The organism is Rufibacter immobilis (assembly GCF_003721565.1).
GTDB classification, from domain to species: Bacteria; Bacteroidota; Bacteroidia; order Cytophagales; family Hymenobacteraceae; genus Nibribacter; species Nibribacter immobilis.
On sequence record NZ_RJJE01000009.1, the window covers coordinates 941,468 to 965,623 of the forward strand.

At 51.7% G+C, this 24,156-nt stretch carries 22 protein-coding genes and 2 tRNA genes; 15 read left to right on the forward strand and 9 right to left on the reverse strand.

Annotated features, from left to right (window positions below; all coding sequences use genetic code 11):
* Positions 1-76 precede the first annotated feature (76 nt).
* Both EFA69_RS11050 and EFA69_RS11055 read right to left on the reverse strand, forming a co-directional pair.
* A complete protein-coding gene (locus EFA69_RS11050) occupies positions 77-1,129 on the reverse strand; it encodes a DUF6268 family outer membrane beta-barrel protein (RefSeq protein WP_123133129.1) in 1,053 nt (350 codons plus the stop codon).
* Positions 1,130-1,171: 42 nt separating this feature from the next.
* A complete protein-coding gene (locus tag EFA69_RS11055; protein WP_123133130.1) occupies positions 1,172-4,915 on the reverse strand; it encodes a metallophosphoesterase in 3,744 nt (1,247 codons plus the stop codon).
* A 456-nt stretch (positions 4,916-5,371) separates the two neighbouring features.
* Here EFA69_RS11055 and EFA69_RS11065 point away from each other — a divergent pair, with 456 nt between their 5' ends.
* Positions 5,372-6,559: a Pycsar system effector family protein gene (locus EFA69_RS11065; protein WP_123133132.1), complete on the forward strand. Its 1,188-nt coding sequence runs from the start codon at positions 5,372-5,374 to the stop codon at positions 6,557-6,559.
* Positions 6,560-6,705: 146 nt separating this feature from the next.
* Here EFA69_RS11065 and EFA69_RS11070 read toward each other — a convergent pair whose 3' ends face one another.
* Complete coding sequence (locus EFA69_RS11070) at positions 6,706-7,860, reverse strand: DUF2652 domain-containing protein (protein ID WP_123133133.1); 1,155 nt, start codon at positions 7,858-7,860, stop codon at positions 6,706-6,708.
* A 291-nt stretch (positions 7,861-8,151) separates the two neighbouring features.
* Between EFA69_RS11070 and EFA69_RS11075 the strand changes: the two genes are divergently transcribed.
* Entirely contained in the window at positions 8,152-8,505 is a 354-nt protein-coding gene (locus EFA69_RS11075) for a hypothetical protein (protein ID WP_123133134.1), read from the forward strand.
* Between the two features lie 40 nt (positions 8,506-8,545).
* Here the strand turns inward: EFA69_RS11075 and EFA69_RS11080 are convergent, their stop codons facing one another.
* Entirely contained in the window at positions 8,546-8,746 is a 201-nt protein-coding gene (locus tag EFA69_RS11080; protein WP_066834894.1) for a hypothetical protein, read from the reverse strand.
* Positions 8,747-9,094: 348 nt separating this feature from the next.
* Between EFA69_RS11080 and EFA69_RS11085 the strand changes: the two genes are divergently transcribed.
* Positions 9,095-9,166: transfer RNA gene (locus tag EFA69_RS11085), tRNA-Arg, on the forward strand.
* Between the two features lie 484 nt (positions 9,167-9,650).
* Here the strand turns inward: EFA69_RS11085 and EFA69_RS11090 are convergent.
* Positions 9,651-10,019 carry a T9SS type A sorting domain-containing protein gene (locus tag EFA69_RS11090; protein ID WP_123133135.1) on the reverse strand — a complete coding sequence of 123 codons (369 nt, stop codon included), beginning with the start codon at positions 10,017-10,019 and terminating at the stop codon, positions 9,651-9,653.
* Between the two features lie 50 nt (positions 10,020-10,069).
* Here EFA69_RS11090 and EFA69_RS11095 point away from each other — a divergent pair, with 50 nt between their 5' ends.
* The 4 genes from EFA69_RS11095 (at position 10,070) to EFA69_RS20295 (ending at position 14,357) form a co-directional block, all read left to right on the forward strand.
* Positions 10,070-11,299, forward strand: coding sequence for an NAD(P)/FAD-dependent oxidoreductase (locus EFA69_RS11095; protein WP_394342823.1), 1,230 nt, complete (start codon positions 10,070-10,072; stop codon positions 11,297-11,299).
* Positions 11,300-12,145: 846 nt separating this feature from the next.
* Positions 12,146-13,255, forward strand: a complete 1,110-nt coding sequence (locus EFA69_RS11105) for a type III polyketide synthase (RefSeq protein ID WP_123133138.1) — start codon at positions 12,146-12,148, stop codon at positions 13,253-13,255.
* The gene (locus tag EFA69_RS11110; RefSeq protein ID WP_245964546.1) at positions 13,248-13,973 is read left to right on the forward strand and encodes a methyltransferase domain-containing protein; all 726 of its coding nucleotides are present in this window, start codon (positions 13,248-13,250) and stop codon (positions 13,971-13,973) included. The genes EFA69_RS11105 and EFA69_RS11110 overlap by 8 nt, the downstream gene beginning before the upstream one ends.
* Positions 13,974-14,210: 237 nt before the next feature.
* Complete coding sequence (locus EFA69_RS20295) at positions 14,211-14,357, forward strand: hypothetical protein (protein WP_221175714.1); 147 nt, start codon at positions 14,211-14,213, stop codon at positions 14,355-14,357.
* A 67-nt stretch (positions 14,358-14,424) separates the two neighbouring features.
* Here EFA69_RS20295 and EFA69_RS11120 read toward each other — a convergent pair whose 3' ends face one another.
* Positions 14,425-15,327 (reverse strand): histone deacetylase family protein, encoded by a 903-nt coding sequence (locus EFA69_RS11120; protein WP_123133140.1) that lies wholly within the window; start codon positions 15,325-15,327, stop codon positions 14,425-14,427.
* Positions 15,328-15,506: 179 nt separating this feature from the next.
* On the opposite strand from EFA69_RS11120, the gene EFA69_RS11125 reads away from it, so the two are divergent.
* A complete protein-coding gene (locus tag EFA69_RS11125; RefSeq protein ID WP_123133141.1) occupies positions 15,507-16,139 on the forward strand; it encodes a porin family protein in 633 nt (210 codons plus the stop codon).
* Positions 16,140-16,307: 168 nt separating this feature from the next.
* On the opposite strand, the gene EFA69_RS11130 is transcribed toward EFA69_RS11125, so the two are convergent.
* Positions 16,308-16,865 carry a type 1 glutamine amidotransferase domain-containing protein gene (locus EFA69_RS11130; protein ID WP_123133142.1) on the reverse strand — a complete coding sequence of 186 codons (558 nt, stop codon included), beginning with the start codon at positions 16,863-16,865 and terminating at the stop codon, positions 16,308-16,310.
* A 72-nt stretch (positions 16,866-16,937) separates the two neighbouring features.
* On the opposite strand from EFA69_RS11130, the gene EFA69_RS11135 reads away from it, so the two are divergent.
* Together EFA69_RS11135 and EFA69_RS11140 are read left to right on the forward strand one after the other, a co-directional pair.
* Positions 16,938-17,468: a TlpA family protein disulfide reductase gene (locus EFA69_RS11135; RefSeq protein WP_245964547.1), complete on the forward strand. Its 531-nt coding sequence runs from the start codon at positions 16,938-16,940 to the stop codon at positions 17,466-17,468.
* A gap of 4 nt (positions 17,469-17,472) precedes the next feature.
* Entirely contained in the window at positions 17,473-18,093 is a 621-nt protein-coding gene (locus tag EFA69_RS11140) for a thioredoxin family protein (RefSeq protein WP_123133143.1), read from the forward strand.
* A gap of 100 nt (positions 18,094-18,193) precedes the next feature.
* Here the strand turns inward: EFA69_RS11140 and EFA69_RS11145 are convergent, their stop codons facing one another.
* Complete coding sequence (locus tag EFA69_RS11145) at positions 18,194-18,547, reverse strand: hypothetical protein (protein WP_123133470.1); 354 nt, start codon at positions 18,545-18,547, stop codon at positions 18,194-18,196.
* A 281-nt stretch (positions 18,548-18,828) separates the two neighbouring features.
* Between EFA69_RS11145 and EFA69_RS11150 the strand changes: the two genes are divergently transcribed.
* From EFA69_RS11150 to EFA69_RS11160, 3 genes are all read left to right on the forward strand, one after another.
* Positions 18,829-19,464 carry a C40 family peptidase gene (locus EFA69_RS11150; RefSeq protein ID WP_123133144.1) on the forward strand — a complete coding sequence of 212 codons (636 nt, stop codon included), beginning with the start codon at positions 18,829-18,831 and terminating at the stop codon, positions 19,462-19,464.
* 319 nt (positions 19,465-19,783) lie between these two features.
* Positions 19,784-20,665 carry a YkvA family protein gene (locus EFA69_RS11155; protein WP_123133145.1) on the forward strand — a complete coding sequence of 294 codons (882 nt, stop codon included), beginning with the start codon at positions 19,784-19,786 and terminating at the stop codon, positions 20,663-20,665.
* Positions 20,666-20,817: 152 nt separating this feature from the next.
* Complete coding sequence (locus EFA69_RS11160) at positions 20,818-21,570, forward strand: M48 family metallopeptidase (protein WP_123133146.1); 753 nt, start codon at positions 20,818-20,820, stop codon at positions 21,568-21,570.
* Between the two features lie 110 nt (positions 21,571-21,680).
* On the opposite strand, the gene EFA69_RS11165 is transcribed toward EFA69_RS11160, so the two are convergent.
* On the reverse strand, positions 21,681-21,938 hold the full coding sequence (locus tag EFA69_RS11165) for an acyl carrier protein (RefSeq protein WP_123133147.1): 258 nt from the start codon (positions 21,936-21,938) through the stop codon (positions 21,681-21,683).
* A gap of 570 nt (positions 21,939-22,508) precedes the next feature.
* Here EFA69_RS11165 and pheS point away from each other — a divergent pair.
* Positions 22,509-23,534, forward strand: coding sequence for a phenylalanine--tRNA ligase subunit alpha (gene pheS, locus EFA69_RS11170; RefSeq protein ID WP_123133148.1), 1,026 nt, complete (start codon positions 22,509-22,511; stop codon positions 23,532-23,534).
* Between the two features lie 194 nt (positions 23,535-23,728).
* Positions 23,729-23,802 (forward strand) — tRNA-Asn (locus tag EFA69_RS11175).
* The last annotated feature ends 354 nt before the right edge of the window (positions 23,803-24,156 follow it).

Consider the following 24,156-nt stretch of genomic DNA (forward strand, 5'->3'; position numbering starts at 1 on the left):
GAACAGGCCAGCGGCTTTCTTACTTTGAATTTACGTTTAGGGGCTCTTTTTCTGAAAACAGCCCCTAAACGCAAAGCTATTGTTTCAGGAATCGGCGGGGAGGCACCAGGAACAGTTCCACATTGAAGAACACGGCGTCTTTGATGTGGTTCTCAATGAGAGGATTGGCATCTCTTTTACGGCCGTCATACACGTTGAAGCGGTGGTTGTAGCGGTATCCGGTTTCCAGCCCAAACCAGAGGAAGTCATAAATTTCCCTGTCCCAACGCACCCGGCCTTTGATTTCAGACTTCCGCAGCTCCACGGTTTCGTATTGGTCAAAGGGAGGCGTGTTGATGTTGATGTTATAGGTGGCCCCGTCAATCTTATACCCCATGTAGAGCAAAGACTTCTCTGAGAAATTTCGGCGCACGGTGACATTGGCCGGGAAGATGGCTTCCACTCCCCACTTATCATTGAAGGTGCGGTTGTACAACAAGGCAGGGTAAATGGTTTGTCGGCCAAAGGCATACCCTAATTGCACCCCAATCCCATACGACAGATAAGGACTTTTCTTCCAGCCATAAATGGCTTCCATAGAGGTTCTCAGGTAGCGGGTAAGGCTTATATCACTGTATTTGCCGTAGTCCCCGTTCAGTTCGCCCTTCACCCGGAAGACCAGGTAATTCTTCTGGTTGATGGGCCTGAGCATGATAATCTGTCCGTCCAGAGAGCGGAGGTTCTTGTCTTCCAGCCGTTGGTAAAGGGGGTACTGCTGCGTCTCCGGCTCTTTGTAATTAAACTCCTCCAGAAAATACCCTCCGCCAATGACCAGTTTGAAATGCGGATTATTGACCAACGGTGCATAGGCTTTAAACTCAAAGCGATTGCTTCTGAGCACATCGGCGCGGGCATCTTCCACGTTGCTGTGCTGCCCCTGGGAGTGCATCCCAAACCGGGGTAAGCGCTCATACCTAATAATGATCCCTTTGCTTTTGCCCATGCCCAGCACAGAAGGATTAGCCAACTCCTGCGGGTCTGTGCCTGCCCTAGCCGCCCTCACAGAATCAGTGAACAGGCCCTGCGCGTATATTTGCTCTGTCAGGTTTAGAAAGGTGAATACTCCCAATAGGATGAGAATGCGTTTCATACGTTTACTTCTATTATTGGAAAGCTTCTTGCGCATTGTCTATTAAAACAGGAACCCGAAATTGAGGTTGAACAGCTTGTCTTCCTCCCCCACAGAATACGTGGCATTGACCACTGCCTGCTTGAGCACGTCTATCCAGATACCGCCGCCCACGCCACGGTGTATTTTGTTGGAGCTCTCGTTATCGGTCCAAACGCGGCCGTGGTCCACTAAACCCATGACCCCAAACTTGCCGGGGAACAGGTACACGTTAAACTTGAATAGCTCTACCCGTAGCTCCGTGTTTTGGTACAAGGAACTGCGCCCGGCAAAGCGGGTGCGGCGGTAGCCCCGTAAGTTGGTGAGCCCGCCCAGGGTATTGGCCTGGTAAAAGGCGAAATCGCCGAAGTTATGCGCCCCACCAAACCTGGCCGCCAAAGTTACCTGGAACGGCAGACGCGGGCCAATGTAGAAAATGAACTCAGAGCCAATGCGCCCGAAGTTGCGGCCCTCACCGCCTAACTGGCGGTTATAGGTGAATTCATTCAGCCATTTAAGACCAATGCGTGGGTTTACAGGTGTGCTCACGGCCTGTAGGTTCAGGAAAGCCCTTACCCCCGTAAACTGTTCCACCCCAAACACATCTTCTGGAAGCACTTCTCTCACAAATGCCCCAGATTCACGCTGCACTTCATAGCGATCATAGAAAGGCCCAATGCCCATTTTTACAAAGTGGGTGAAGCTGGTGTTAATGGTTGGCGACACCAGCATACGGGCTATTCTTAAGTGATAGTCATCTATGTTGCGGTCTTCCACCGTTTCATTGCCCAACCCAAAGAAGTTGATCTGGTACTGCGGCCCGTAGATGGCAGCCTTCACGCCCAGGTCTAGGTTGTCTCTGAACACCTGCTTGAACTCGCCGTCATACCTAATGTTATAGGCGCGGGTGGCAAACGCGTAATTGGCCCGCAGGTAATGCTCAGAGGCATACGGCTGCTTCCTGAATTTATGGTTGCGGTAGAGCAGCCCGCCGCCAATGAAAAGACCGTCATCTACGTTGTACTCCACAGAGAGGCGCGGCCCCAGATAAGCGAGTTTGTAGTTATCGCGGTCATAGAGGTTTACGTCTTCAAAGTTCTCGGTTTTATCCTCGGCTTCTGTTCCCAGGCTAATGATGTTCTTCTCCTCCGTGAAGTCATACACTTTGGTCTTGCGCACCGCACCTTTCACCCGCGACTGGTCTGAGATAGAATCATTGCCCTCGCCGCCAATAATGCGTACCATGGGGCTTCTCTTCACGTTGCCGGTAATCTCAAAGATGTCGTCACCGCCTAAGCCGTAGAGCCTGATTTCCTCAGTTTCCTTGTTTTTGAACAGGCGCTGGTAAAGTACCTTACTTACTTTTCCCTCTTTGTTGATTTTGCGCATCACCACCTCAGTTTCATCATCTGAAAGGCGGCGCACTTCAAACTTCTCCCGCTTATCTGAACCGGCAATGTCTACGTCCTCGGCCAGGTGCACATAGTACTTCTCCGCCACCTGGGGCAAAAGATCACGGCGGGATTTAAGCTTGGCCACAATTTCTGGCCCGGAGATGGGGTACACCTCGGGTGGCATTTTCTTTACGGCTTCCTCAATGGCGGCATCGGTGAGAGTTGCTTTCATCTCATTGGCCAGGCTGATCCACTGCTCGCGGGTAACGCTGGACAGGAACGTGCGGTCTACGGTGAGGGCGGTGAGGTTGAGGCCTTTGTAGTCTCCGAAATCTTTCCCGAAGTGCTGGAAGTTACGCACTGCCCAGCGGCGGCTCACGAGCCAGGGAATAATACCATCGGCTTTAAAGAAGGCTACGTCACGGTCTTCGGGAACGGGCCGGAAGGTACGGTTGTCTTCGCCAGATCTGGTTTCCGCCCAGCGCCACTGGCCTTCGTGCCGGTCCCAGTCGCCAATGAGCATGTCCAGCAGGCGGGCTCTGGCAAATTCCTGCTCGTCTACGCGGTTGTCATGGTCGTTGCGTTTCCGCTCCAGCACTTTTTCCGTGCCCACTAGATTGGTGGCGTTGCCCAGACTGGCCACGTCTGAATGGTCTTCATCGGCGTCTTCCTCCAGAAAGGCTACCGTATTGCTGAATTCATCTATGTATTGACGTAGGCGCGGATCACTGGGCACATACACCAGTTTGGGGTTGGTATGGTACACGCCAACGGCATCAGCTAATTGAGCGGCCATCAATGCCCCGTAAGGGTGCTGCGCCGATATCTGGTCTTGCAGCAAATCGCGCGCGAAGGTTTCCTGCAGGGCCACCGGGAGCACATTGGTAGGGTCTTTGTTCACGGAGCGCAGGCTGTACTCCCGGCCCTCCTCGTTGCGCAGTTTCAGGGAAGAAGTCTGCTTGCCTCCGCCTTTTTGGTAAGGTATCAAGCCCCCTTTTTCGCGTTGCAGGTCCAGCAATGGCATTTTCACCGGCGTTTGCCACTCGGCCCGGTAGTGGTTCCCCAACAAGTTCTTCTTGAAACCAGCGGCGGCGTAGTTAGGATTAGCAGCCAGGGTAATGGTGCTATCTTTGTAATCTACCGTAGAAACGGCAATCTGCTCTGCTTCCGGCTTTGTTTTAGCGTACATTGGCATCCGGAAAGACAGCCTAGCGGGTTCGTCATCATCGTTCTTGGCCCAGAACTCCACCCAGGCCTCACCGTTCCGGTAATAATTGATTCTGGCGTAGCCCTGCGATTTTTCGGCGTAAAGGGCATCTCCACCGTTCTTCACGTGCTGAGTTTTGCAACCAGCCCCGCTCACAATATGGGGCAGCTTGCCCTGCTTGAAATACTGCATGTTGTGCTCATGCCCCGCCGCGTAGACAATGTTGTCATACTTCTCAAAAATGGCCAGCAGCCCGTTGATGTAAGCCTGGTAGCTGGGGTGCGGAATGTCTTGGGCAATGCCGCCGTACTTGCGGGCCAGCGGGTAAATAGAGCCAATCACGGGCAGAGGCAGCACCAAGCCTTTGCGCAAAATGGTTAAGGGGAATAAGTGGTCTGTGAGGGTGAAGTACCCACCGTGTATCCCGTTACTGAACAGCGGGTGGTGCGCCACCACCACAATGTTCTTCTCCTTGTTTTTCTGGATGATGTCTTCCAGCTGCACCAGCATGTCTACCTCATTGACCACGCCGCAGGGACTTTCATCGCCGTAGGGTTTGTCAAAGGGGTGCAGCCACCAGTGGGAGTCAAGGGCGATGAGCACAATCTCATCTTCAATGAGCACCTCAAAAGGTCCTGGGCAGCCGTTGCCGGGCACAAAAAAATCGGTCCCTACCACAATGTTGCTATCTGCCAGGTATTCTTCCACAAAGCGCTCTTCGCGCACCACGGCGTTCCAGCCGTCTGGCGTGCCGCTGCCGCCGCCCCAGTCGTGGTTGCCCGGGATCATGTATTTCTCGCCTTTGTAGCCCTTCAGAATGTCTAGCTGGGCCTTCATGCGTTCTTCGGCAGTCTTGCGGTCATAGGCATCTGGTTCCGGCAAGCCGTTGTGGTAGATGTTGTCGCCCAGATAAACCACGGCGCTTTTTTCGCCCGCCTGGTCAATCTGTGATTTCAGGTGCATGAGCGTGGGGTCTGGCTTACCCGTGAGCGGCGCACCGGCGTCTCCTATCAGGAACACGCTGTAGATAATCTCAGAAGTGTCTTTGGGAGTGTTTTCCTGCCAATTTTGCACCGTGCGGGCGTAGTACGGTTTAGACGTAGTACAGCCTTGCACCAGCCAGAACAGAACCACCGGTAAGAAGAGGAGAATGTATTTTTTTTTCATGAACGATTGGTACCTAAGCTTTCTTTCTCTGCGCACGCACATGAACAGCTGTGCCGGCAGGCGAACCCGAAACCGTGAAAGCTGCTACTTATACGGAGCAAGCCCTACTGGGATAATCCCGCAGGGCCGGGAGTAAAAAGCTACTCAGAATATTTGCTCTATGACGTAGAGAGCCCGCTTAGGGTTAGAAGAAATTTAAGCACTGCCCTTTCTTTCCTCTCTAAGCCGCTGCCCCGTTATTTTAGCGGTTTCTGTTTAGGGCTTGTTTTTGGAAAAAGAGCCCCTAAACGCCCTTTTTGGGCAGCAATGCCCAACCTGGAAAGCCCCTGCGGCAGAAAACGGCTAACCTTCACGGGCAAATTCGCGTTGTAGACCTTTGGATTCAACTTTATCTGAGGTAGCCCTTCTGCTGCTTCCTTTGACAAGTCTACGGGCTGTACCGCTCTCACCTATTTTATGGAAAAAGAAGATCTCATCCGGAAAGCTGGCAACTATGTATTCACGCTTTTTAAGGAGAAGTTGTCTAAAAAATTAGTGTACCACAATTACAAACACACGTTTGAGGTGGTCAAAGAGGCCAGGCAATTGGCCGATGATTGTATGCTGCCCGAGGACGAGCAGGAAATTCTCCTTTTAGCGGCCTGGTTCCATGACACCGGCTACATCTCTACCTATGAGAACCATGAAGACGAGAGCATAGACATTGCCACGGCCTTTCTGCGCGAACAACAATACCCCGAAGAGAGAATCACACAGGTATGCCGCTGCATCATGGCCACCAAGCAGGGCCAGATCACGCACCACCTCCTGGAAGATATTCTGGTAGACGCAGACATTGCCAACATTGGGAAAGACACTTTCTTCGCCACTGCTGAGCTGCTGCGCGTGGAGTGGGAAATTTACCTGGGCCGTACCTTCACAGACCTGGAGTGGGCGCAGTACCAGCTAGACTTTCTGCTGTCGGTTTCCTTCCGGACGCAGCCGGCGCAGGCCCGGTTCTCCAAACAACTGAGCAAAAACATACAGGCCCAGCGCAACCATCTGCAAGAGCTTTCTAAAAAGAAAAAGAAGAAAGAGAAGAAGAACCGGGAGAACCTGGCGCAGCCCAAACGCGGCATTGAGACCATGTTCCGGAGCACCTATGACACCCACATCAGCCTTAGCGCTATCGCCGATAATAAAGCCAACATGATGATCAGCCTCAACGCCATCATCATGTCCATCATTATCACCTACCTGGGTACTAAGTCTTCCATTATTGGGGCCGAGTTCACCCGCAATCCTATCCTCATGATTCCGGTGGGCATTCTGTTGGCCACCACGCTGGCTTCCGTGATCTCGGCCATTATTTCGGCGCAGCCGGAGGTGACCAGTTTCCGGTTGCGGCCCAACAAGCTCACTAGCCGCCGCATTAACCTGCTGTTCTTCGGGAACTTCACCAAGGTGCCTCTGGAGGACTTCCAGAACGGGATGCATGACATCATGCGCGACAAGAACGCCCTATACAACAACATGATCACTGACATTTACTACCTGGGCGACGTACTCAAAAACAAGTACCGGCTGCTACGTATTTCCTACACCATCTTCATGATTGGCATTATTCTCACCGTAGTATCTTTCGTGATTGCCATTGCCCGCTAATGTGGACCATTGTTAAAGCAAGAGGGGCTGCCGTTCTAAAAACGGCAGCCCCTCTTGCTTTATTTTGGCCGGTATTTACTTGGTCCTTGAAAGGCAGAAATCTGTTTTGAGGCTGTTTTTGGAAAAAGGGCCGCTAAACGCAAACTTCAGGAAGAAGCCCGCTGCTGCCGGTTCTGCTGGATCTGCTCACACAGTACCTTGAGTTGGTGCAAAGACGCTTTCATGAACCCTTTGATCTGCTTGCGGCCGAAGTAGTCATAGAAATAATCGCCCACTGACACGCGGCTGTAGTGGAATTCCAGCGTAATCTGGGTCCCTTCCTTCTCCTCGTGCAGGTAGTAGAAGATGAGCGAGTTGGGGAACATCTTGAAGTTGGCCATTTTCTCAATCACCTCTATTCTCTCTGGGGTAATGCGGCTCTGGAGCGTCTGCATTTCTATAGACCCGCCTTTCTCCATTTCGCATAGGTAATTGGTGCCAATGCGGTTGATCTTCTTGGTATCAAACTGGGCAGCTTTTACCCGGTGCATCCACTTAGGTTTGAGGCGGTAGTTCTGGATAACCCGTAGCACCAAATCTACCGGCGCCTTGATGTGGTCTTTGAGCGAGAACGTGTTAGGGTACTGCTTATGGGTATGCTCCACCTCGGGGTCGGTGACCAAGAGGCGCAGCGGCGTGAGGAACGCATATTTGTAATGGATGTCGCCCACGTGGTCATAGCTGTTCATGCCGTCTTTGAGCTGCGACCACTCAAAGTTCTGCACCACTTCCGCGGGGTTCTGGGTCTTTAGGTAACCTTCGGTCATGAGCACGTACTCAGAGCCCTCAATGCTGTTTTTGAGCAGGCGGTGCGCCAAAATCACATCAGTACCCATCAGTTTGATGTGGTCCCTGATCTGGGTAACACTGATGCGCCCGTAGTGCACCACTATTTTGAGGGTGAGTTTGTTGTCTGAGAGTTTGGCGCTGGGCAGAAACTTATCCCGGTCCATAATGCGCAGGTAATTCTGGAAGTCCAGGAAAATCTGCTTGCACTGGCTCACCATCTGCTCAATGGCCGGCGGATCACCTATTTTATAGAACAGAATGGCGTCTCCCTGTATTTCACAGACCTCCATGTTGAGGATATTGGCCTCAATAATGATTTCCAGCAGGTCTGCAATGAGGTTACGGCTGTACCTAACGCCGTTTTCATGCATGAACCGCGTAAATCCGCTAATATCTGGGATAAAAAGCAGCGCCGGCTGCGAATCATCCGCCTCATGGGGTGCTAGAGAAATATTGGTCACTGTTGACTCCATGGAAATTATGCTAAATCAGAAGCCTGCCTGTTGAGTCCCTCCACTTCGGCTTCGGCTGTGGGCTGTCTGCCAACGCCACATATACGTGAATACTGCCTCTTTCTTTGCCTTTCTGCCCCACTTGTTTCAAATTTTCCTGCTAATGCCTGTTTCAGGCCTGCAACAGAACAACGGCATTGGGAGCATGGTGAGATATGTACGTAATGTTGCTTGCAGAGATTGTAAAATTTTAAACTAGGTTTTCTTTAAAAACAAGGCATTCAGGCACTGGAAAACCCAACCACATAGATAATGCAAATGCATTCGCTTTTAGGTAAAGGCAGTGTAACGGAAAGAAACCAGAGTAGTCTATTTGCTTGGTTATTTCCTAAAAGGCTTTTCCTTACCCGCACCAGCGCCTATAAATTGTATCTTCCTGAAGATCAGGAGACAAACCATCTACTGCTATTGGGGCAGTTATTCTCTCTCCTGCGGCACATCTATGGGCATATACGTTACATAGCATTGCGTTTAGGGGCTATTTTTCTGAAAATAGCCCCTAAACGCAACGCATTATTTTATAGGCACGGCAAAAGAAACAGCAATTGTTTTGAATTTCTGTTTCCCGTTTCTCCTAAAAACAAAAAAGGAGCAAAGAACCGATAACTTGGTTTCTTTTACTCCCCTTTAAAAACGAGAATGCTACTTAAGAATTCGCTTCAGCGTTTTTAGGCTTACGGCCTCTTTTAGCTCCTTTTGGCTTGTTCATAGAATCTGGGATTTGGTTCAAAGCCTCGTTCATTTGGCTGAAAATCCCTAACATTAACTGAACATCTTCTACGTTTTGGCAGTCACGGATTACTTCCATCTGCATTTTGTCAAGCTTGCTTTTAAGTTGTTCTCTCATAGTATTTATGCTATTTCAAAAAAATCTTTTGCAAATATATCAATTAGGTTGAATGCCCAAAAAATACTTTTAATTTATATCTCTTATTTTCTCTACGGAAATAGCTCACTTATTTGTTTCTTCACTGGTTCTATTTGTGTTAATTATCCATAATTTTTATTTCATAAATTCTTTACAAAGCTGATTTTATTTTGATTTTCCTCTTCTTGCGCTATTGCCTGCTCTCCGTAGCTGTGTTGGGACAGGTCCTGAGGCTTACAGGAATTCTAGTGAATTAGCGTCAACAGTATTTCTTCGCATACTATTTTAATTTACTTTTGTATACAGACAAAGTCATTTTGCTCTGCTGGCCCCGTAGTTCAACGGATAGAATAGACGTTTCCTAAACGTTTGATCTGGGTTCGATTCCCGGCGAGGCCACACTACCCTCCTCCTGGCCAAAGATTCCTGCTGTTTTCCTGTCTCTCAACAGCGCGCTTGGCTGCTTTACCTGAGGTAGCCGGTGGTTATTCTCATTCTCTTTTCAGCAGTTCTTTTCTACTTTAGGCTTAACCGCCAAAATCTTTCCACTCAATAGTGAGCCACTTACCTTCTTTTCTCTTTTGGCACTAAGAATTAACGCTATACGCTTACCGCTGTATCGCCAAACCTCCTTCTGTACTTGTGTTTAAGAAAAGCCACCGGCTCTTTTCCCTCCATTTGTTAGCAAGTGAAGCGGTTAACCTACCCCTAAGCAGACAAAGTTTTCAAATTAGGCACTGCTATTTTTTTGGTTGAATTGCTCATTAAGGACAATTCTCAATCTTCATTTGAGGCAGAAAATTATTTAAGAACCCACTTCTACAGAGACAATAAAAAAGGCAAAACGGGTTTGTTTTGCCTTTGCAGTATAAGGAGCTTAAAGCTAGCGAAGAATTACTTTCCTGACCTCGCTGTAGGTGGGCGTTTCCAGTTTCACGTAATACAATCCTTTGGAGAGCTTATTCAAATCAATGGTTTTCATATAACGGCTGGCGGGGTCTTGGATTACCTCACGATACACCACATTTCCAATCACATTCATGATCCGGAGATCTGTTTTTTCTCCCTCAAAACCTTCCAGCGAAATGGTGATAACCCCATTGGTGGGATTAGGGTAAACAGACATAGATTGGTCTTCTACATCAACTTTTGCCTCACTTTTCTGTTCCGTTGGCAGCGGCCGGTTTTTCACCTGGGCAGGCAACTCATAGAAACTAAAGCAAATCATTAATAAGAGTAAAAAGTGTTTCATAAGTTTTCCTTATTCTTGGCAACTAAAACATTCTGGCAATCTGTACCTTAATGGTACGGAATCCAAAACACTTAGTTTTGTATTTTGAAAGAACAAATACGCATCAAAAAGGTTTTTACTCTACATCAATTGAATTAATTCAATATTCTAACCCACCCCGCATGAACAACCCGCAAGTCATTGTCATTGGAGGCGGATTAGCCGGCTTAGTGAGCGCTTTGCAGCTCTCCCAAAAAGGGGTTGAGGTAGTTTTGGTGGAGAAAAAGAGCTACCCTTTCCATAAAGTCTGCGGAGAATATGTGTCTAATGAAGTGCGGCCGTATTTGGGTAGTCTAGGGGTAGAGATAGAAGCCCTACAGCCAGCCCAATTAACCCATTTCCTGCTTTCCTCACCCGCTGGCTATACCCTGCAAACCCCGCTGGATTTAGGAGGTTTTGGACTAAGCCGCTACCGGTTAGACCAATATTTATACGCGCTGGCCCAGCAGCAGGGAGTTGATTTCAGGTTGCAGGTGAGTGCCACAGACATTTCCTTTGACGCAGATATCTTTACCGTGACGCTCTCCAACGGCCAGACGCTGCAGGCACCGGTGGTCATTGGGGCCTATGGCAAACGCAGCACCCTGGACCGCCGCCTGCAACGCCCCTTCTTTGAGCAGCGGTCGCCGTACCTGGCGGTGAAGTACCACCTGCGCGCGCAGTTGCCCAAACATGTCATTGCTTTGCACAACTTTTCCCAGGGCTACGCGGGGGTGTCTGCTATTGAGGAAGACCGCTACTGCTTCTGTTACCTTACCACCCGGCAGAACCTGAAAAAGCACGGTACCATTGCCCAACTAGAGGCCGAAGAGCTCTCCAAGAACCCTCTGCTCCGTGACCTTTTCGCGAACAGCGAATCTCTCTACACCCAGCCCGAGGTGATCAACGAAATTTCCTTCGCCCCTAAGGCCTGCCTGGAACAACACGTGCTTATGAGCGGCGATGCAGCCGGCCTGATCACGCCCCTCTGCGGCAACGGCATGGCCATGGCGATTCACTCTGCCAAGCTACTTTCTGAACAGATCTTACTTTTCCTGAACGGCCAGCAGAACAGAGCCCAACTGGAAACGCACTACACCCAACTTTGGCAGCAACAGTTTGCCAGCAGACTGCAGACCGGCCGCGTGGTGCAGCGCCTCTTCGGGCAACCCCTCCTGTCTGATTTAGTAATAACCGGATTGAAACACATACCCGCCGCCGTGAAAGCCATTATGCGCCGTACCCACGGCAAGCCGTTTTAAGCACGTTTCGGACGCATTTTCCCAAAAACGTGCCCGAAACGGAATACCCCTTTTCCACAACATCCACCAAAATAAATAAGCGCCTCCTGCGGCAGCGGGCAACGCAGGGGCGGCACGCCCCAAAGCGCTTAGCGGGAGCACGCCTGGACGATTCAAGCCTGCAACGGCCCACGCTCCCTATGGAACAGAAGGCTTTAACCAAGTGGTACCGAATTGAAGCTCCGCCTGTCTGAGCGTCAGCGAGTTCGGAGCTTCTTGATTCTTTTGGTTACTTTTCTCATCAAGGAGAAAAGTGACGAACGTCCGCAGAGCGCATCACGCGCCAAGAGCTTAGCAGGAAAAGGCGTAAAGAGTAAAGACGGATAGAGCAAACCGGTGCGGCAGTCTTGGTTGTCGGTGAGAACACCAACAACGGCGGGGAAAGGAGAAAGAGGCTTGGCAGCAACGCAGCGGCTGATATATTCAGCAGAAGAGGGATCAGCGGGTGTAAACATCCCCCTATCCCCTTCAAAGGGGGACTCTGCGGGGAGAAACAGTTCTCTTGGAATGAACCATTCAGCAAATATGGAACGCAGCGGAAAAGCTTTCAGTAACTAAAGAAGGAAAAAGCATTGCGTTTAGCAGCTCTTTTTCAAAAAACATGCTCAAAACGCAACTACTCCTTCAGCAAACACCCAAAGCAAAAAACTCAGGCGTCCTAGCCAGCGGCGTCTTCCTTAGATGAAAAGATAAAACCTGAATTCCCGCTTAGGAGTATGGAAGCAACAGCGGCATTTTAACGGCAGGCGTGGAGGAACAAACGAGGCGCTTTAAACATCTTTCCGCTTTTTTGCTTATACTTAGAATATGAAGAGTTACCTCTGCGCCATCGGCACGGCTAATCCCCCGTATGCTATTCCTCAGCAGAAAATTGCTGATTTCATGGCCCAGGCCCTTCTGTTAGACGAGCAGAATACCCGCAAGTTAAAGGCGCTGTACCGGGTTTCCGGCATTGACCAGCGCCACACCACCCTGCCCGATTATGGCCGCCAGAACGGCGATTATGAGTTCTACCCCAATACCCCGGGGCTGGAGCCGTTCCCTACCGTGGGCGACCGCATGCGCGAGTACCGCAAAGAGGCGCTGCCGCTCTCCGTGGCCGCCGTGCAGGATTGCCTGGCGCAACTGCCCCACTTCGGCGTAAGCCAGATCACCCATTTAATTACTGTAAGCTGCACAGGCATGTATGCTCCCGGGCTGGACATTGAGCTGGTAGAGGCCCTGGGCCTGGATACCCAGGTGCAGCGCACGTGCGTGTACTTTATGGGCTGTTACGCGGCCTTCAATGCCCTCAAACTAGCGGATACCATTTGCCGCGCCGATGCCCACGCCCGCGTGCTCATTGTCTGCACCGAACTGTGCACCCTGCATTTCCAGAAGCAGACCGAGAGCGACCACCTGGTGAGCAACGCCCTCTTCGCCGATGGCGCCGCCGCCGTGCTGGTGAGCCCCCAGCCGCTGTCACAGCTTTCCCTGCGCGTAGACGCTTTTCACTGTGATCTGGCTCCGTCTGGGCAGAAAGAGATGGCGTGGCACATCCATGACTTCGGGTTTGAGATGACGTTGTCTTCATACGTGCCCGCGCTCATCAAACAGGGCATTGGGCAGCTCACGCAGTCGCTCCTGAAGAAGCTGAACCTGAAGTTGGAGGAAGTGGAGCTGTTCGCCATCCATCCGGGCGGGCGCAAGATTCTGGAGGTGATTGAGCAGGCGCTGGGCCTTACGCCGCAGGACAACCGGCACGCGTACCAGGTGCTGCGGCAGTTCGGGAACATGTCCTCGGCCACGGTGCTGTTTGTGCTGCAGGCCCTGTGGCAGGAACTCACGCCCCGGCAGCATGAGGCACCGGTGCTGAGTTTCGCCTTCGGGCCGGGGCTTACGCTGGAATCCATGCTACTGACCGTACACCATGTTTAAGCGCCGCTCTACCCAACCAGAGCTCATGGACGACCTCACGCTGGCCAGCGATGACCTGCGCCGCAACCTGGAGGAATTGGAGTTCATTAACGTGTGGCTGGGCGGGCATGACGTGGTGCGCAACGGATTAAACCAGATTCTCCGGCACCCGTTTAGCGGCTCTTTTTCCAAAAAAAGGCTCAAAATAGCAGACTTGGGCAGCGGCGGCGGCGACACCCTGCGGATGGTGGCCCGCTGGGCCCGAAAGCAGAAAGTAGCCGTGGAACTGGTGGGCATTGACGCCAATGCTTTTATGCTGCGCTATAGCGCCTCCCTGAGCCAGGACTACCCAGAGATCACCTACCGGCAAGCCGATGTTTTCTCCCCCGAGTTTGCCCAGGAGCAATTTGACGTGGTGATCTGCAGCCTGTTCCTGCACCACTTCAAAGACGATGCCCTGGCCTCTCTGCTGGCCCAGCTGCGGCGGCAGGTACGCGTGGCCGTCTTGGTCAACGACCTGCACCGGCACCCGCTGGCGTATTATTCCATTAAATGCCTCACCCAAATTTTCTCCCGCTCGTATCTGGTAAAAAACGATGCCCCGCTGTCGGTGCTCAGGGCTTTTAGCCGGGCAGACTGGGAGCGTATTCTGGCGCAGGCCGGTGTTGCGCACTACCAACTTGTCTGGAAGTGGGCCTTCAGATGGCAACTTGTTTTTGGCCCTATTTCAGAAAAATAGCCGCTAAACGGAAAATTAATTGTAACTTACTAGAACAGAGACAGATTTACCGCCTATACTGTTTACCCCGCGAGGTTAACTTTATTGGTTCCGCCTCTGTCCAAAGCGCCTTGTGTCTGGCTTTAGCGCCGGTTCAGCGCCTATTGTTTCACCAAATTTTAGATCATGGGCCGAAGTTCCTCCAAACGTTCCCTTCAATTCTGGCTGCTTCTGGCAGCGTCTGTTCTCTTGTCAGCCATGGTCATCAGCCTGTTCCTGGAAATCATGAAGGTGATGGTCTACCTGCTGCTGGTGCTGCTGCTGGTGCCGTTGGTGTACCTGCTGCTCAAGCGCTCTCTCCCCTTCCTCCGCGGCTCTGACGCAAAACTCAAATCCCGAAATTAATAGCACATAGTATGTATCAAGTATCAGGATTTTGAAAGTCTTGCTACCTGGTACGGGCTACCTAATACTAGAAAAAGATCTGCTGGGCCAGCCTGAAGGTGTTGGCGTGCGCCTCCACTATGTCTGCAATGCGGGTAGAGTAACCGCCGCCCATGCTGGCGCAAACCGGCACGCCGTGCGTATGGCACAGCTCCAGCACCAGGCGGTCGCGCTCTTTGCAGCCCGCGTGCGTGAGCGCCAGCTTGCCTAGTTTGTCTGAGGCCAGCACGTCTACCCCGCACTGATAAAACACAAAATCGGGTTCTACTTGCTCCATGAGGCGGGGCAGGTGCGTGCGCAGAAGTTGTAGGTAGCCTTCGTCCCCTATCCCATCGGGCAGGGGCACGTCCAGGTCAGAGGTTTCTTTGTGCAGCGGATAGTTGTTGCCGCCGTGCATACTGAAGGTGAACACGCGGGGTTCCTGGGCAAAAATCTGGGCGGTGCCGTTGCCCTGGTGCACGTCCAGATCCACAATGAGCACTTTGCCGGCTTTCCCTTCGTCCAACAGGTATTGCGCGCCCAGCGCGTTGTCGTTGAGCAGGCAGAAACCTTCGCCGCGGTCTGTGAACGCGTGGTGGGTGCCGCCGGCAATGTTCATGGCCATGCCGTACTGCAAAGCATAATCGGCCGCCTCCACGGTGCCGCCCATGATGATCACCTCCCGCATCACCAATTCCGCAGACAGCGGAAAACCTGTTTTCCTGATCTCTGAGGGCGTAAGTTCCAGTTCCCGGAGCCTTCGCCAATAATTTTCATCATGCACCCGCACAATGCGTGCCTCCGGCAAGGCCGCCGGGCGGAAGAAATTGTCTTGGGTAACGGTGCCCTCATACAGCAGCTGCTCAGGCAACAGCTCATATTTGAGCATGGGAAACCGGTGATTCTCGGGGAGGGGGTGCGCGTACTCGGGTGACCAGGCGATCTTAAGCATACTTCACAGCGGCGTTGGGTACAGGAAAACTCAAAGAGCCTTGCTCTTATATTCCTGATTAGGCTTAGGTTACGACAACAGAGCCGCCTGCAACATTCTAGGCAGGAGACAGTATAAGTGAAACAACCTATTTCTTTGCAAAGGGTTTTCCATTACCTATACCAAATGTACGACAGACTATGAAAAAACTCACTTTACTCTTGATATGCACTCTATTTTTTGCGGCGGCCCAAGCGCAGGAACGCGTCCTTAACCGTGGTGTCATTAACCATAATGAAGAAGCCGGCTTAGACCGGGACAACAGCGGTTTCGGGGTGAAGGGCGGGGTACTGTTCAGCTCGCTGCAGGGCGATGGTAAAGACATGCTGGATAACCTCAAAAGCTCCACCAACTGGCACGCCGGTTTCTACTCCCAGTTCAGCTTAGGCCGGGTGTTCTCTATTCAGCCGGAGGCGCTGTACAGCCGCCGGGAAGTGCGTGCCGATGACGCCAACCGCCGTTTCGACTATATTGATGTGCCAGTGCTGGCCGTGGTCAACTTCACAGACAACCTAAGCTTTCACGTGGGTCCGCAGGTGGGCATCATGCTGACCGCCAAGGAAGACGACCGCGAGATTGACAAAGAAGGACTGAACACCTTTGACTACGGCGCCGCCGCCGGTCTGGAGGCCAAGCTCTTCATCTTCCGCCTGGGCGGCCGCTACTACCGCAGTTTCTCAGATCTGGGCAAGTTTGATGCTGCCAACGCCAACCGCGCCCTCAATGACATCAAAGCCGGCAATTTCCAGATTTATCTGGGTGTAGGTTTCTAACGAAAACAGATTCCAGAACAAAAAGAAGAGGGGGTGCCTGTACAGGCACCCCCTCTTCTTTTTTTGCCATTTACGTTTAGCGGCCGTTTTTGGAAAAACGGCCGCTAAACGCGAATCGCCAACGGTTACTCCCCGTTGGCGATTCGCGTTGGTTGCACGAACGGTGAGTTAAGCGCGGTCGTGCTTTCCTTCGGCAAACTCTTCAATCATCTTTTTGTTGAAGGCCGGAATGTCATCGGGTTTGCGGCTGGTGACCAAGCCATTGTCTGTGACTACTTCTTCGTCTACCCAGTTGGCGCCGGCGTTGGTGAGGTCGGTGCGGAGGGAAGGCCAGCTGGTCATTTTCTTTCCGCTCACGGCCTGGGCTTCTATGAGGGTCCAGGGGCCGTGGCAGATGGCGGCAATGGGTTTACCGGCATCATTGAAGGCCCGCACAAAGGCTACGGCCTGCTCATTGGCCCGCAGGTAATCTGGGTTCATGACCCCGCCGGGCAACAGCAGCGCGTCATAGTCTGAGGCCACGGCTGTTTTAAGGTCCTGGTCTACGTCAAATTCCTTTCCCCAGTCGGTCATGTCCCAGGCTTTCACTTTGCCAGATTGCGGGGAGATGACGTGGGTTTGAGCGCCGGCTTCTTCCAGGGCCGCCTTGGGTTTTTCCAGTTCTACTTGCTCAAATCCTTTTTCTACTAAAATGGCTATTTTCTTGCCAGTGAGTTTTTGTGCCATGGTATTTTGGTTGTCTAATGGTGAAAATCGTATACAGTTGTACTTTGGTCTTAAAAGAATCGTTACATTGGCATGAAATACTCCGCTTCTATGTTTGCCCGTAGAATTCTCTTATTCTGCTTTTTACTGGTTGGTCTGGCCTTGAATAAACCTGCCGCCGCCCAAACCCGGCAAGTGCCGCTGGTGAAACTGGCGCACCTGCAGAAATACCTCAACTCTACCTCAGATACTACTTATGTCATTAATTTCTGGGCTACGTGGTGCAAGCCCTGCATAGAGGAATTACCCAATTTTGAGGCCGTGCAGAAGCAGTACGCCGGGCAACCGGTACATGTAGTGCTGGTGAGCATGGATTTTGCGAAAGACCTGGAGAAGAAAGTGATCCCGTTTGTGACCCGAAGACAGCTGAAGAGCACCGCGTTTCTGCTGGACGAGCCGGACCAAAACGCCTGGATTGACACCGTAGACCCATCATGGAGCGGGGCCATACCGGCCACGCTGCTGGTGAACAACCGCCGCAAACAGCGGATTTTCCTTGAGAAACCGCTCACGCTGGCGCAACTGCAAGAGCATTTAACTACCAAATTCTCCCATAACCCCTAACCATATGCGAAAACCGTACTATTTCCTCCTGGTTCTGAGCGTGCTCACGCTCTTCACCGCCTACCGTTTCGCCGACACCGGCTATCAGGTAGGTGATACCGCCTCAGACTTTAAGCTCAAGAACGTGAACGGGCAAATGGTGAGCCTCAAGGACCAGAAAGAGGCCAAGGGCTTTATTGTGACCTTCACCTGCAACACCTGCCCTTACGCCAAGTTGTATGAAGACCGCCTCATTCAGTTGCACCAGAAGTACGCGCCCAAAGGGTACCCGGTCATCGCCATCAACCCCAATGACGCCACCGCCTCCCCCGGCGATTCTTTTGCCGAGATGCAGCAACGCGCCAAAAGCAAGAAATTCCCGTTTGTGTACCTGCATGATGAGTCTCAGGAAATTGCCAAACGCTACGGCGCCACCCGCACTCCACACCTGTACATCCTTACCCGTAACGGGCAAGACCTGAAAGTGTCCTACATTGGCGCCATTGATGACAATTCCGGCGACCCAGAGAAAGTACAGAAACGCTACGCAGAGGCCGCCCTGGATAACCTTCTCTCCGGCAAAGCCGTGCCGCAACCCACCACCAAAGCCATTGGCTGCACCATTAAGTGGCGCAACAACAGCTAAAATTAGAGTCTATCAAAAAACAGGGAGGCGTTTAGGGGCCGTTTTTAGAAAAACGGCCCCTAAACGCCTCCCTGGTTTTTCCCTACACCCATGAAGCCTATCAGGATTTTCTGCTGGGCGAGTCGGCTTGGTTTTGCGCCAGCAGTTGGCTTTCCTTCACCCCCGCCAGGCGGGCTTCGGCTTCAAATCTGTTGTTGTAATAGCCCACGCGCATGGATTCCAGCAGGTACAGCCAGAGAAATTTAACGTAGCCATGTTCCTGAAACTGACGCACATGCACTAACTCATGAGCCACCCAGGCCCGGTCCCGCAGAAAATTTTCTTTGGAAACTCCGCTAAGGTGTATAGATTTGCCCAGCACCATGGCTACGTTGGAACTCTTGAGGACCCAGCGGGCAATGCGGGCGAAGGGAGACCCCTCCACTATTTTCAGATTTTTTTCAAGGGAATCCATCTTCTTTCTTTTATCCAATATACGGCAATAGGCCCTCTCAGGCTACATTCTGCACTTTTCTTCTACCATTTTCTGCCGCCGCACAATAAAAGTGCGCTTTTACGTGTTTGGTTTACAAAGGTTTCATATTTACCTTTGTATTAATGAAAGCACAGTAGAAAATCTACGCTTTCTGTAAAATGGCTTTCTTCCTGTTTTAAGCGTTGGTAAGCGCCTACTGTTGGAAGGGCCACGGGTGGTCTGCGGCAGCCGGCCCACCTGAAGTTTCACCATTAAAACAGATGATGAAAAGTTACATTTTGTCTGCACTAGCCCTAGGCTCTGCGTTCTTATCCTTCTTCTATGAGGTTCAGCCCACGGCGGCCACCACGTATTCTGAAGAAGCCTACAACATCACCCCAGCTGAACAATTCCAGGAATGGACCCTGGAGCATAACAGCTCGGCCGCTCTCAACGACGCCCCCAGAGAGAGAAACCTTTCCTACAAAGACTCTCTTACCTACAACTACTACTCCCAGTCGTTGGGCCTCAAGCTGGACTATACAGAAGACCCCAAACTGCTGGAAGCCATCTCTGACTGGATTGGCACCCCTTACCGCTCCGGCGGCAGCACCCAACGCGGCACAGACTGCTCTGGCTTCGTAAGCAAAATCTACAAGCAGGTGTACGGCATCACGCTCACGCACAGCTCACGCTCCATGTTCAATGAGGTGAGCCGGGTGGCCAAAACAGATCTGGAGACCGGCGATCTTATTTTCTTCCGCCGCGGTCCTGGGCACCCCATCTACCACGTAGGTATTTACCTTAAAGACGGCAAATTTGTGCATTCTGCCTCTAACGGCGGAGTTATGGTGAACTCCCTCATGTCTGCCTACTACAAGAAATATTTTTACGCCGCTGGCCGGGTAGATATTTAACACTACCTGCCCCCGTAAAAGCAAATCGCCCGCCCTCCTGTGAGAGCGGGCGATTTGCTTTTACGGGGGTGCGTTTAGCGGCCGTTTTTTAAAAAAGAGCCGCTAAACGCACCCCCGTAATTTGCCCAGCAGGCTTCTAACTATTTGCCCCGAAACAGAGTATAGTCTAAAGGCAGAAAATGCGCAGGCACCGCCCCCTGAAGGTAGTTTGTTTTGTAGGGGTGCAGGCGGTTTCGCTTGTCATTTTTTCGTTACTTCGTGCCCGCCGCCGGGCAACAATTTCAGCACTGAACCTGTTATCTCTACTACTATAAAGACTATGGAAAATCAAAACCAAAATAACAAGAATATTCACGAGTCGTCGCTGTTCAAACGCTTTCTCAAAAAAGCCGAGGATTACGTGAAACAGCCGCTCCGCATCAAGGAACTCCTCAATGACGCCTATCAGAAAGCGAGCGAGAAAAAAGACTTCGGGACCATTGCCGGCGAGGTGTTTGAGAGCCTGTCCACGCTGTCCAGAATGATCAGGGCATCGGTTTCCGGCGAGTACAAAGGAATTCCCACCAGCACCGTGGTGATGGGCGTGGCCGTGATCATCTACTTCCTCTCCCCCATTGACCTGGTACCCGACTGGCTGCCTATCATTGGTCTTCTGGACGACGTAAGCCTGCTGGCCTGGTTCATGACCAGTATTAAATCAGAGATGGACAAGTTCCACGCCTGGGAAGCCACTCAGCCCGTGAAGAACACGGCCGCAGACCCCACCGCCGACTTGGCTACCTCTATGAGCGTAGACACCTCAGCGCACACTCCTAAATACGAAAACGAAGCCGCCGGCCAATACGGCTCTACCCGCCCTACCGCTCCCTCCACTTCGGGCGTAGGCTCCTCTGCCCAGCAGCAGAACCCCACCTACGGCGAAGGCAACATGCAACTGGGAAATGACTCCAGCGGCTCTCAGGGCTCAACGGGCGGCATCATCCCAGACCAGAACAGCACCGCTCCTGTCACCAGCTTTACCACCGTGGAAGGCACCCCCATCCAGGAAATAGACCCAACGGCTACCGCCGATGCCGCTCCCACAGACCATGGCGTACCCACCGGCTACGGAGAGCCTAACGTGCGCGCCTCCACCACAGATAGCACCCGCGTACCCAGCAGCAACAGCTATGACACTGACCACGGCGGCAACGTACGCTAACGCGAAGACGGCCGCACGCATGTACCCTTTTCAACTCAAAATGAACAATAAAAAAGCGCCTCTGCCAGGCGCTTTTTTATTGTTCATTTGTTTCCCTCACCTGCCGCGTTGGTCTGCTTTTTAGCGGGGCAAGCTGTATCTTTGTACTAGCTATGGAGAGTAAGAAACGTGCGGCAGCCCCTAAGCAGGGAGTTCTGGAGAAGGAGATAGAAAACATAGGCAAGGTACAGTTTGTACCCAGTGCCACAGCCAAATACGTAAGGATCAGCATTAGGCCGGGGCAGGGCGTGAAAGTTACGTTGCCCAAGCGGGCTTCTTTGGCCCAGGCCGAAGCCTTTGTCCAGGAAAAAGCCGCCTGGATCAGGAAGCACCTGCACTCCCAACAGCAGGAGCAGGGCAAGAAAACCGTCTTCACCCCGGAGACCGAGTTCAGGACCCGTTTCCACCAGTTGCTGCTGCTTCCCCACCCCTTGCCGCAGTGCAAGAGCCGCCTCAAAGACGGGGTGCTGTACGTGTGGTACCCAGAGCAGATCAGCTATGAGCACTCAGACATCCAAGACTACATCGTTAAAGCCATAGAATACACCCTAAGGCTGGAGGCGAAACAATACCTGCCCCAGCGGGTAGCCCAGTTCGCGCGGCAGTTTGGGTTCTCTTACCAGCAGGTGACCATCAAGAACGCCAAAACCCGCTGGGGAAGCTGCTCGGCCACCAACAACATCAACCTGAACCTTCACCTCATGCGCCTCCCAGCCCACCTCTGCGACTACGTGATTCTGCATGAACTGGCCCACACGGTAGAAAAGAACCACGGTCCCCGCTTTTGGGCGCTCCTGGACCAGATAAGCGGCGATGCCCGCGGCCTTGACAAACAGCTCAAAGCCTACCGCCTCCACATCTATTAAGCGTTTAGGGGCTCTTTTTGGGAAAAGAGCCCCTAAACGGTGTAACGGAAGAAAGGCAGGAGGAAATTCCCCCTGCCTTTCGCAGTCAAAAATGAGCAAAAAATAAAGGGTTAGCTCGCCTGACGGATGGCTTGGGTAGACACATAGTCTACAAAGTCACCTACCGTGTTCAGCGGCACCTCGTCAGGAATAATGATTTTGAAGTTTTTCTCCAGTTCCAGGATGATATCTACCACATCTACGGTGTCAAAACCAAACTCTTTGCTCAGGTTTGACGACACGCGGAGCCGCGACGGCTTAATCTCTTTGGTTTTGCTGATAATGTTAACTACCTCCTGCGCGATAGAGGGTGTATTTACGGTCATCATATGGGTAAAAAAATAAAGTCCTTCAATCTTCTAACAAACCCACCCAAACGCTTTTTTTTGTGGCGCTTAGCAGGGCCCGGTCTTTGATCATCTCTTGACCAGGCACCTCATGGGCATTACCAACAGGGCAAGGATTAAGGTAAAAGCGTGAGCTGAAACAATCTCCAAGGCAACCATTCACCTATTGGCCATCGCCTTGGACCCGTCCATTCTGATGACCTACAAACCCCGCCTTACCCCTATGCCCCAGCGAAAAAAACTTTAGATATTTTCTACAGCACATGGGAGCAGCAGGAAGACCCTCAGCCAACACCTTGCAAAACAAACACATACACCTGACACCCCTCCAGAAAAAGCGAAAAGTTTGTGTTGAAAGATTCATTATGTAACCGGCAAGATGGCCTAAGTCCAGGAGGAAACCGGCGCGTTGGCGAGGCTACACAAGCGACTTTCTTGCATGGCCCGTTGCTTACGGCGCAGAAGAGCCGCTACAGGTAGTTGCCCCAAGAGAACAGGCGGTCTTGCAGACAAAAGCTTACGCATTCAGCATTACTTCTTTATCTTTGTGCCATGCTATTGGAGAACATTAAAAGGCTTACCCAAGAGGTAGAGGCCTACACCATAGAGAACAAGGAGCAACTGGAAGCGTTCCGGAACACCTACGTGAGCCGGAAAGGCCAGATTTCTGCCTTGTTTGACGAGATGAAAACGGTTGCCCCTGAACAGCGCAAACAAGTGGGCCAGGAACTGAACCAACTGAAACAACTGGCCCAACAAAAGCTAGACGCGGCCCAGGAGGCTCTGGAGCAGAACGCCACCCCAGATGCCCTTTCTGGCCTGGATTTCACGTTGCCCCCGGTTCCTAACACCTTGGGGAGCCGCCATCCGCTGAACCGGGTACGGGAACAGATCATCCGGATCTTTGAGCGCATCGGGTTCAATGTGTCGGAAGGCCCCGAGATGGAAGACGATTGGCATAACTTCTCGGCGCTCAACTTCCCGGAGAACCACCCCGCCCGAGACATGCAGGACACGTTCTTCCTGAGCAAGAACCCAGACATGCTGTTGCGCACACACACCAGCAGCGTGCAGGTACGCGTGATGGAGCACCAGAAACCACCTATCCGTACCCTTTCGCCGGGCCGCGTGTTCCGCAACGAAGCTATTTCTGCCCGGGCGCACTGCGTGTTCCACCAAGTGGAAGGTTTGTTCGTGGACCGGGGCGTGAGCTTCAAAGACCTGAAAGATACACTGTACTACTTCGTGAAGGAGCTGTTTGGGCCAGACACGCAGATCCGGTTCCGGCCGTCGTTCTTCCCGTTCACGGAGCCCTCTGCCGAGATTGACATTACCTGCCATATCTGCAAGGGCCAGGGCTGCAACATCTGCAAAGGCAGCGGTTGGGTGGAGATTGGCGGTTCTGGCATGGTAGACCCCCAGGTGCTGGAAAACTGCGGCATTGACTCCAAGGAGTTCTCTGGTTTTGCCTTCGGGATGGGGATTGAGCGCATCACTATGCTCAAGTACCAGATCAAAGACCTGCGCCTGTTCACAGAGAACGATGCACGGTTCCTGCGCCAGTTTGATGCCGTTTAGAAGGAAAGGAAACTATCTGTATTCTGTTTAGAGGCTCTTTTTGGAAAAAGAGCCTCTAAACAGAAAAATTTCCGGTTTCATTTTCAGGCACTTACTAAAAAGTTTAAAATTTTTATTGGGCAACACTTGCGCACAATCATTCCAGCCCCTACTTTTGCATCATCATTTAAGGCCACACGCCAAGAACGATAAACTCCTCCTTAGCTCAGTTGGTTAGAGCACATGACTGTTAATCATGGGGTCCTTGGTTCAAGCCCAAGAGGGGGAGCTTCTAAAAAGCCACTTACGAGATAAAACTTGTAAGTGGCTTTTTTGTTGGCTTTCAGTTTGCTCATATCCTTTCTCTCCCAAGTTCAGCAACTCCTTATATCTGCAATCAGTCATCCTTTCTTCTATTGAGCCTTACAAATCAACTGAAACAGAATTCTATTTTGCGCAAGAGAGGTCTATCGCTAGACAAGATTTTAAGTAGTACATACCGTGGAGAATCAATCACCTATATTTCAAAATATTTCTTCAAGCTCTGCTCAAAATCATACATAGCAATCTAAATACCTTCATGTCGCAACATTGATTTGAACCATCAATTATATTATCTTCCAATAAATTGAATCATTATAAT

Excerpts from the sequence above, each read along its gene's own strand:
- EFA69_RS11105 (WP_123133138.1), top strand. The coding sequence starts at position 12,146 with ATGAAGAGTTACCTCTGCGCCATCGGCACGGCTAATCCCCCGTATGCT.
- EFA69_RS20295 (WP_221175714.1), top strand. The coding sequence starts at position 14,211 with ATGGTCATCAGCCTGTTCCTGGAAATCATGAAGGTGATGGTCTACCTG.
- EFA69_RS11135 (WP_245964547.1), top strand. The coding sequence starts at position 16,938 with ATGAAATACTCCGCTTCTATGTTTGCCCGTAGAATTCTCTTATTCTGC.
- EFA69_RS11065 (WP_123133132.1), top strand. The coding sequence starts at position 5,372 with ATGGAAAAAGAAGATCTCATCCGGAAAGCTGGCAACTATGTATTCACG.
- EFA69_RS11155 (WP_123133145.1), top strand. The coding sequence starts at position 19,784 with ATGGAAAATCAAAACCAAAATAACAAGAATATTCACGAGTCGTCGCTG.
- pheS (WP_123133148.1), top strand. The coding sequence starts at position 22,509 with ATGCTATTGGAGAACATTAAAAGGCTTACCCAAGAGGTAGAGGCCTAC.
- EFA69_RS11095 (WP_394342823.1), top strand. The coding sequence starts at position 10,070 with ATGGTACGGAATCCAAAACACTTAGTTTTGTATTTTGAAAGAACAAAT.
- EFA69_RS11070 (WP_123133133.1), bottom strand. The coding sequence starts at position 7,860 with ATGGAGTCAACAGTGACCAATATTTCTCTAGCACCCCATGAGGCGGAT.
- EFA69_RS11160 (WP_123133146.1), top strand. The coding sequence starts at position 20,818 with ATGGAGAGTAAGAAACGTGCGGCAGCCCCTAAGCAGGGAGTTCTGGAG.
- EFA69_RS11125 (WP_123133141.1), top strand. The coding sequence starts at position 15,507 with ATGAAAAAACTCACTTTACTCTTGATATGCACTCTATTTTTTGCGGCG.
- EFA69_RS11165 (WP_123133147.1), bottom strand. The coding sequence starts at position 21,938 with ATGATGACCGTAAATACACCCTCTATCGCGCAGGAGGTAGTTAACATT.
- EFA69_RS11090 (WP_123133135.1), bottom strand. The coding sequence starts at position 10,019 with ATGAAACACTTTTTACTCTTATTAATGATTTGCTTTAGTTTCTATGAG.
- EFA69_RS11050 (WP_123133129.1), bottom strand. The coding sequence starts at position 1,129 with ATGAAACGCATTCTCATCCTATTGGGAGTATTCACCTTTCTAAACCTG.
- EFA69_RS11080 (WP_066834894.1), bottom strand. The coding sequence starts at position 8,746 with ATGAGAGAACAACTTAAAAGCAAGCTTGACAAAATGCAGATGGAAGTA.
- EFA69_RS11150 (WP_123133144.1), top strand. The coding sequence starts at position 18,829 with ATGATGAAAAGTTACATTTTGTCTGCACTAGCCCTAGGCTCTGCGTTC.
- EFA69_RS11120 (WP_123133140.1), bottom strand. The coding sequence starts at position 15,327 with ATGCTTAAGATCGCCTGGTCACCCGAGTACGCGCACCCCCTCCCCGAG.
- EFA69_RS11055 (WP_123133130.1), bottom strand. The coding sequence starts at position 4,915 with ATGAAAAAAAAATACATTCTCCTCTTCTTACCGGTGGTTCTGTTCTGG.
- EFA69_RS11140 (WP_123133143.1), top strand. The coding sequence starts at position 17,473 with ATGCGAAAACCGTACTATTTCCTCCTGGTTCTGAGCGTGCTCACGCTC.
- EFA69_RS11130 (WP_123133142.1), bottom strand. The coding sequence starts at position 16,865 with ATGGCACAAAAACTCACTGGCAAGAAAATAGCCATTTTAGTAGAAAAA.
- EFA69_RS11145 (WP_123133470.1), bottom strand. The coding sequence starts at position 18,547 with ATGGATTCCCTTGAAAAAAATCTGAAAATAGTGGAGGGGTCTCCCTTC.
- EFA69_RS11110 (WP_245964546.1), top strand. The coding sequence starts at position 13,248 with ATGTTTAAGCGCCGCTCTACCCAACCAGAGCTCATGGACGACCTCACG.
- EFA69_RS11075 (WP_123133134.1), top strand. The coding sequence starts at position 8,152 with ATGCAAATGCATTCGCTTTTAGGTAAAGGCAGTGTAACGGAAAGAAAC.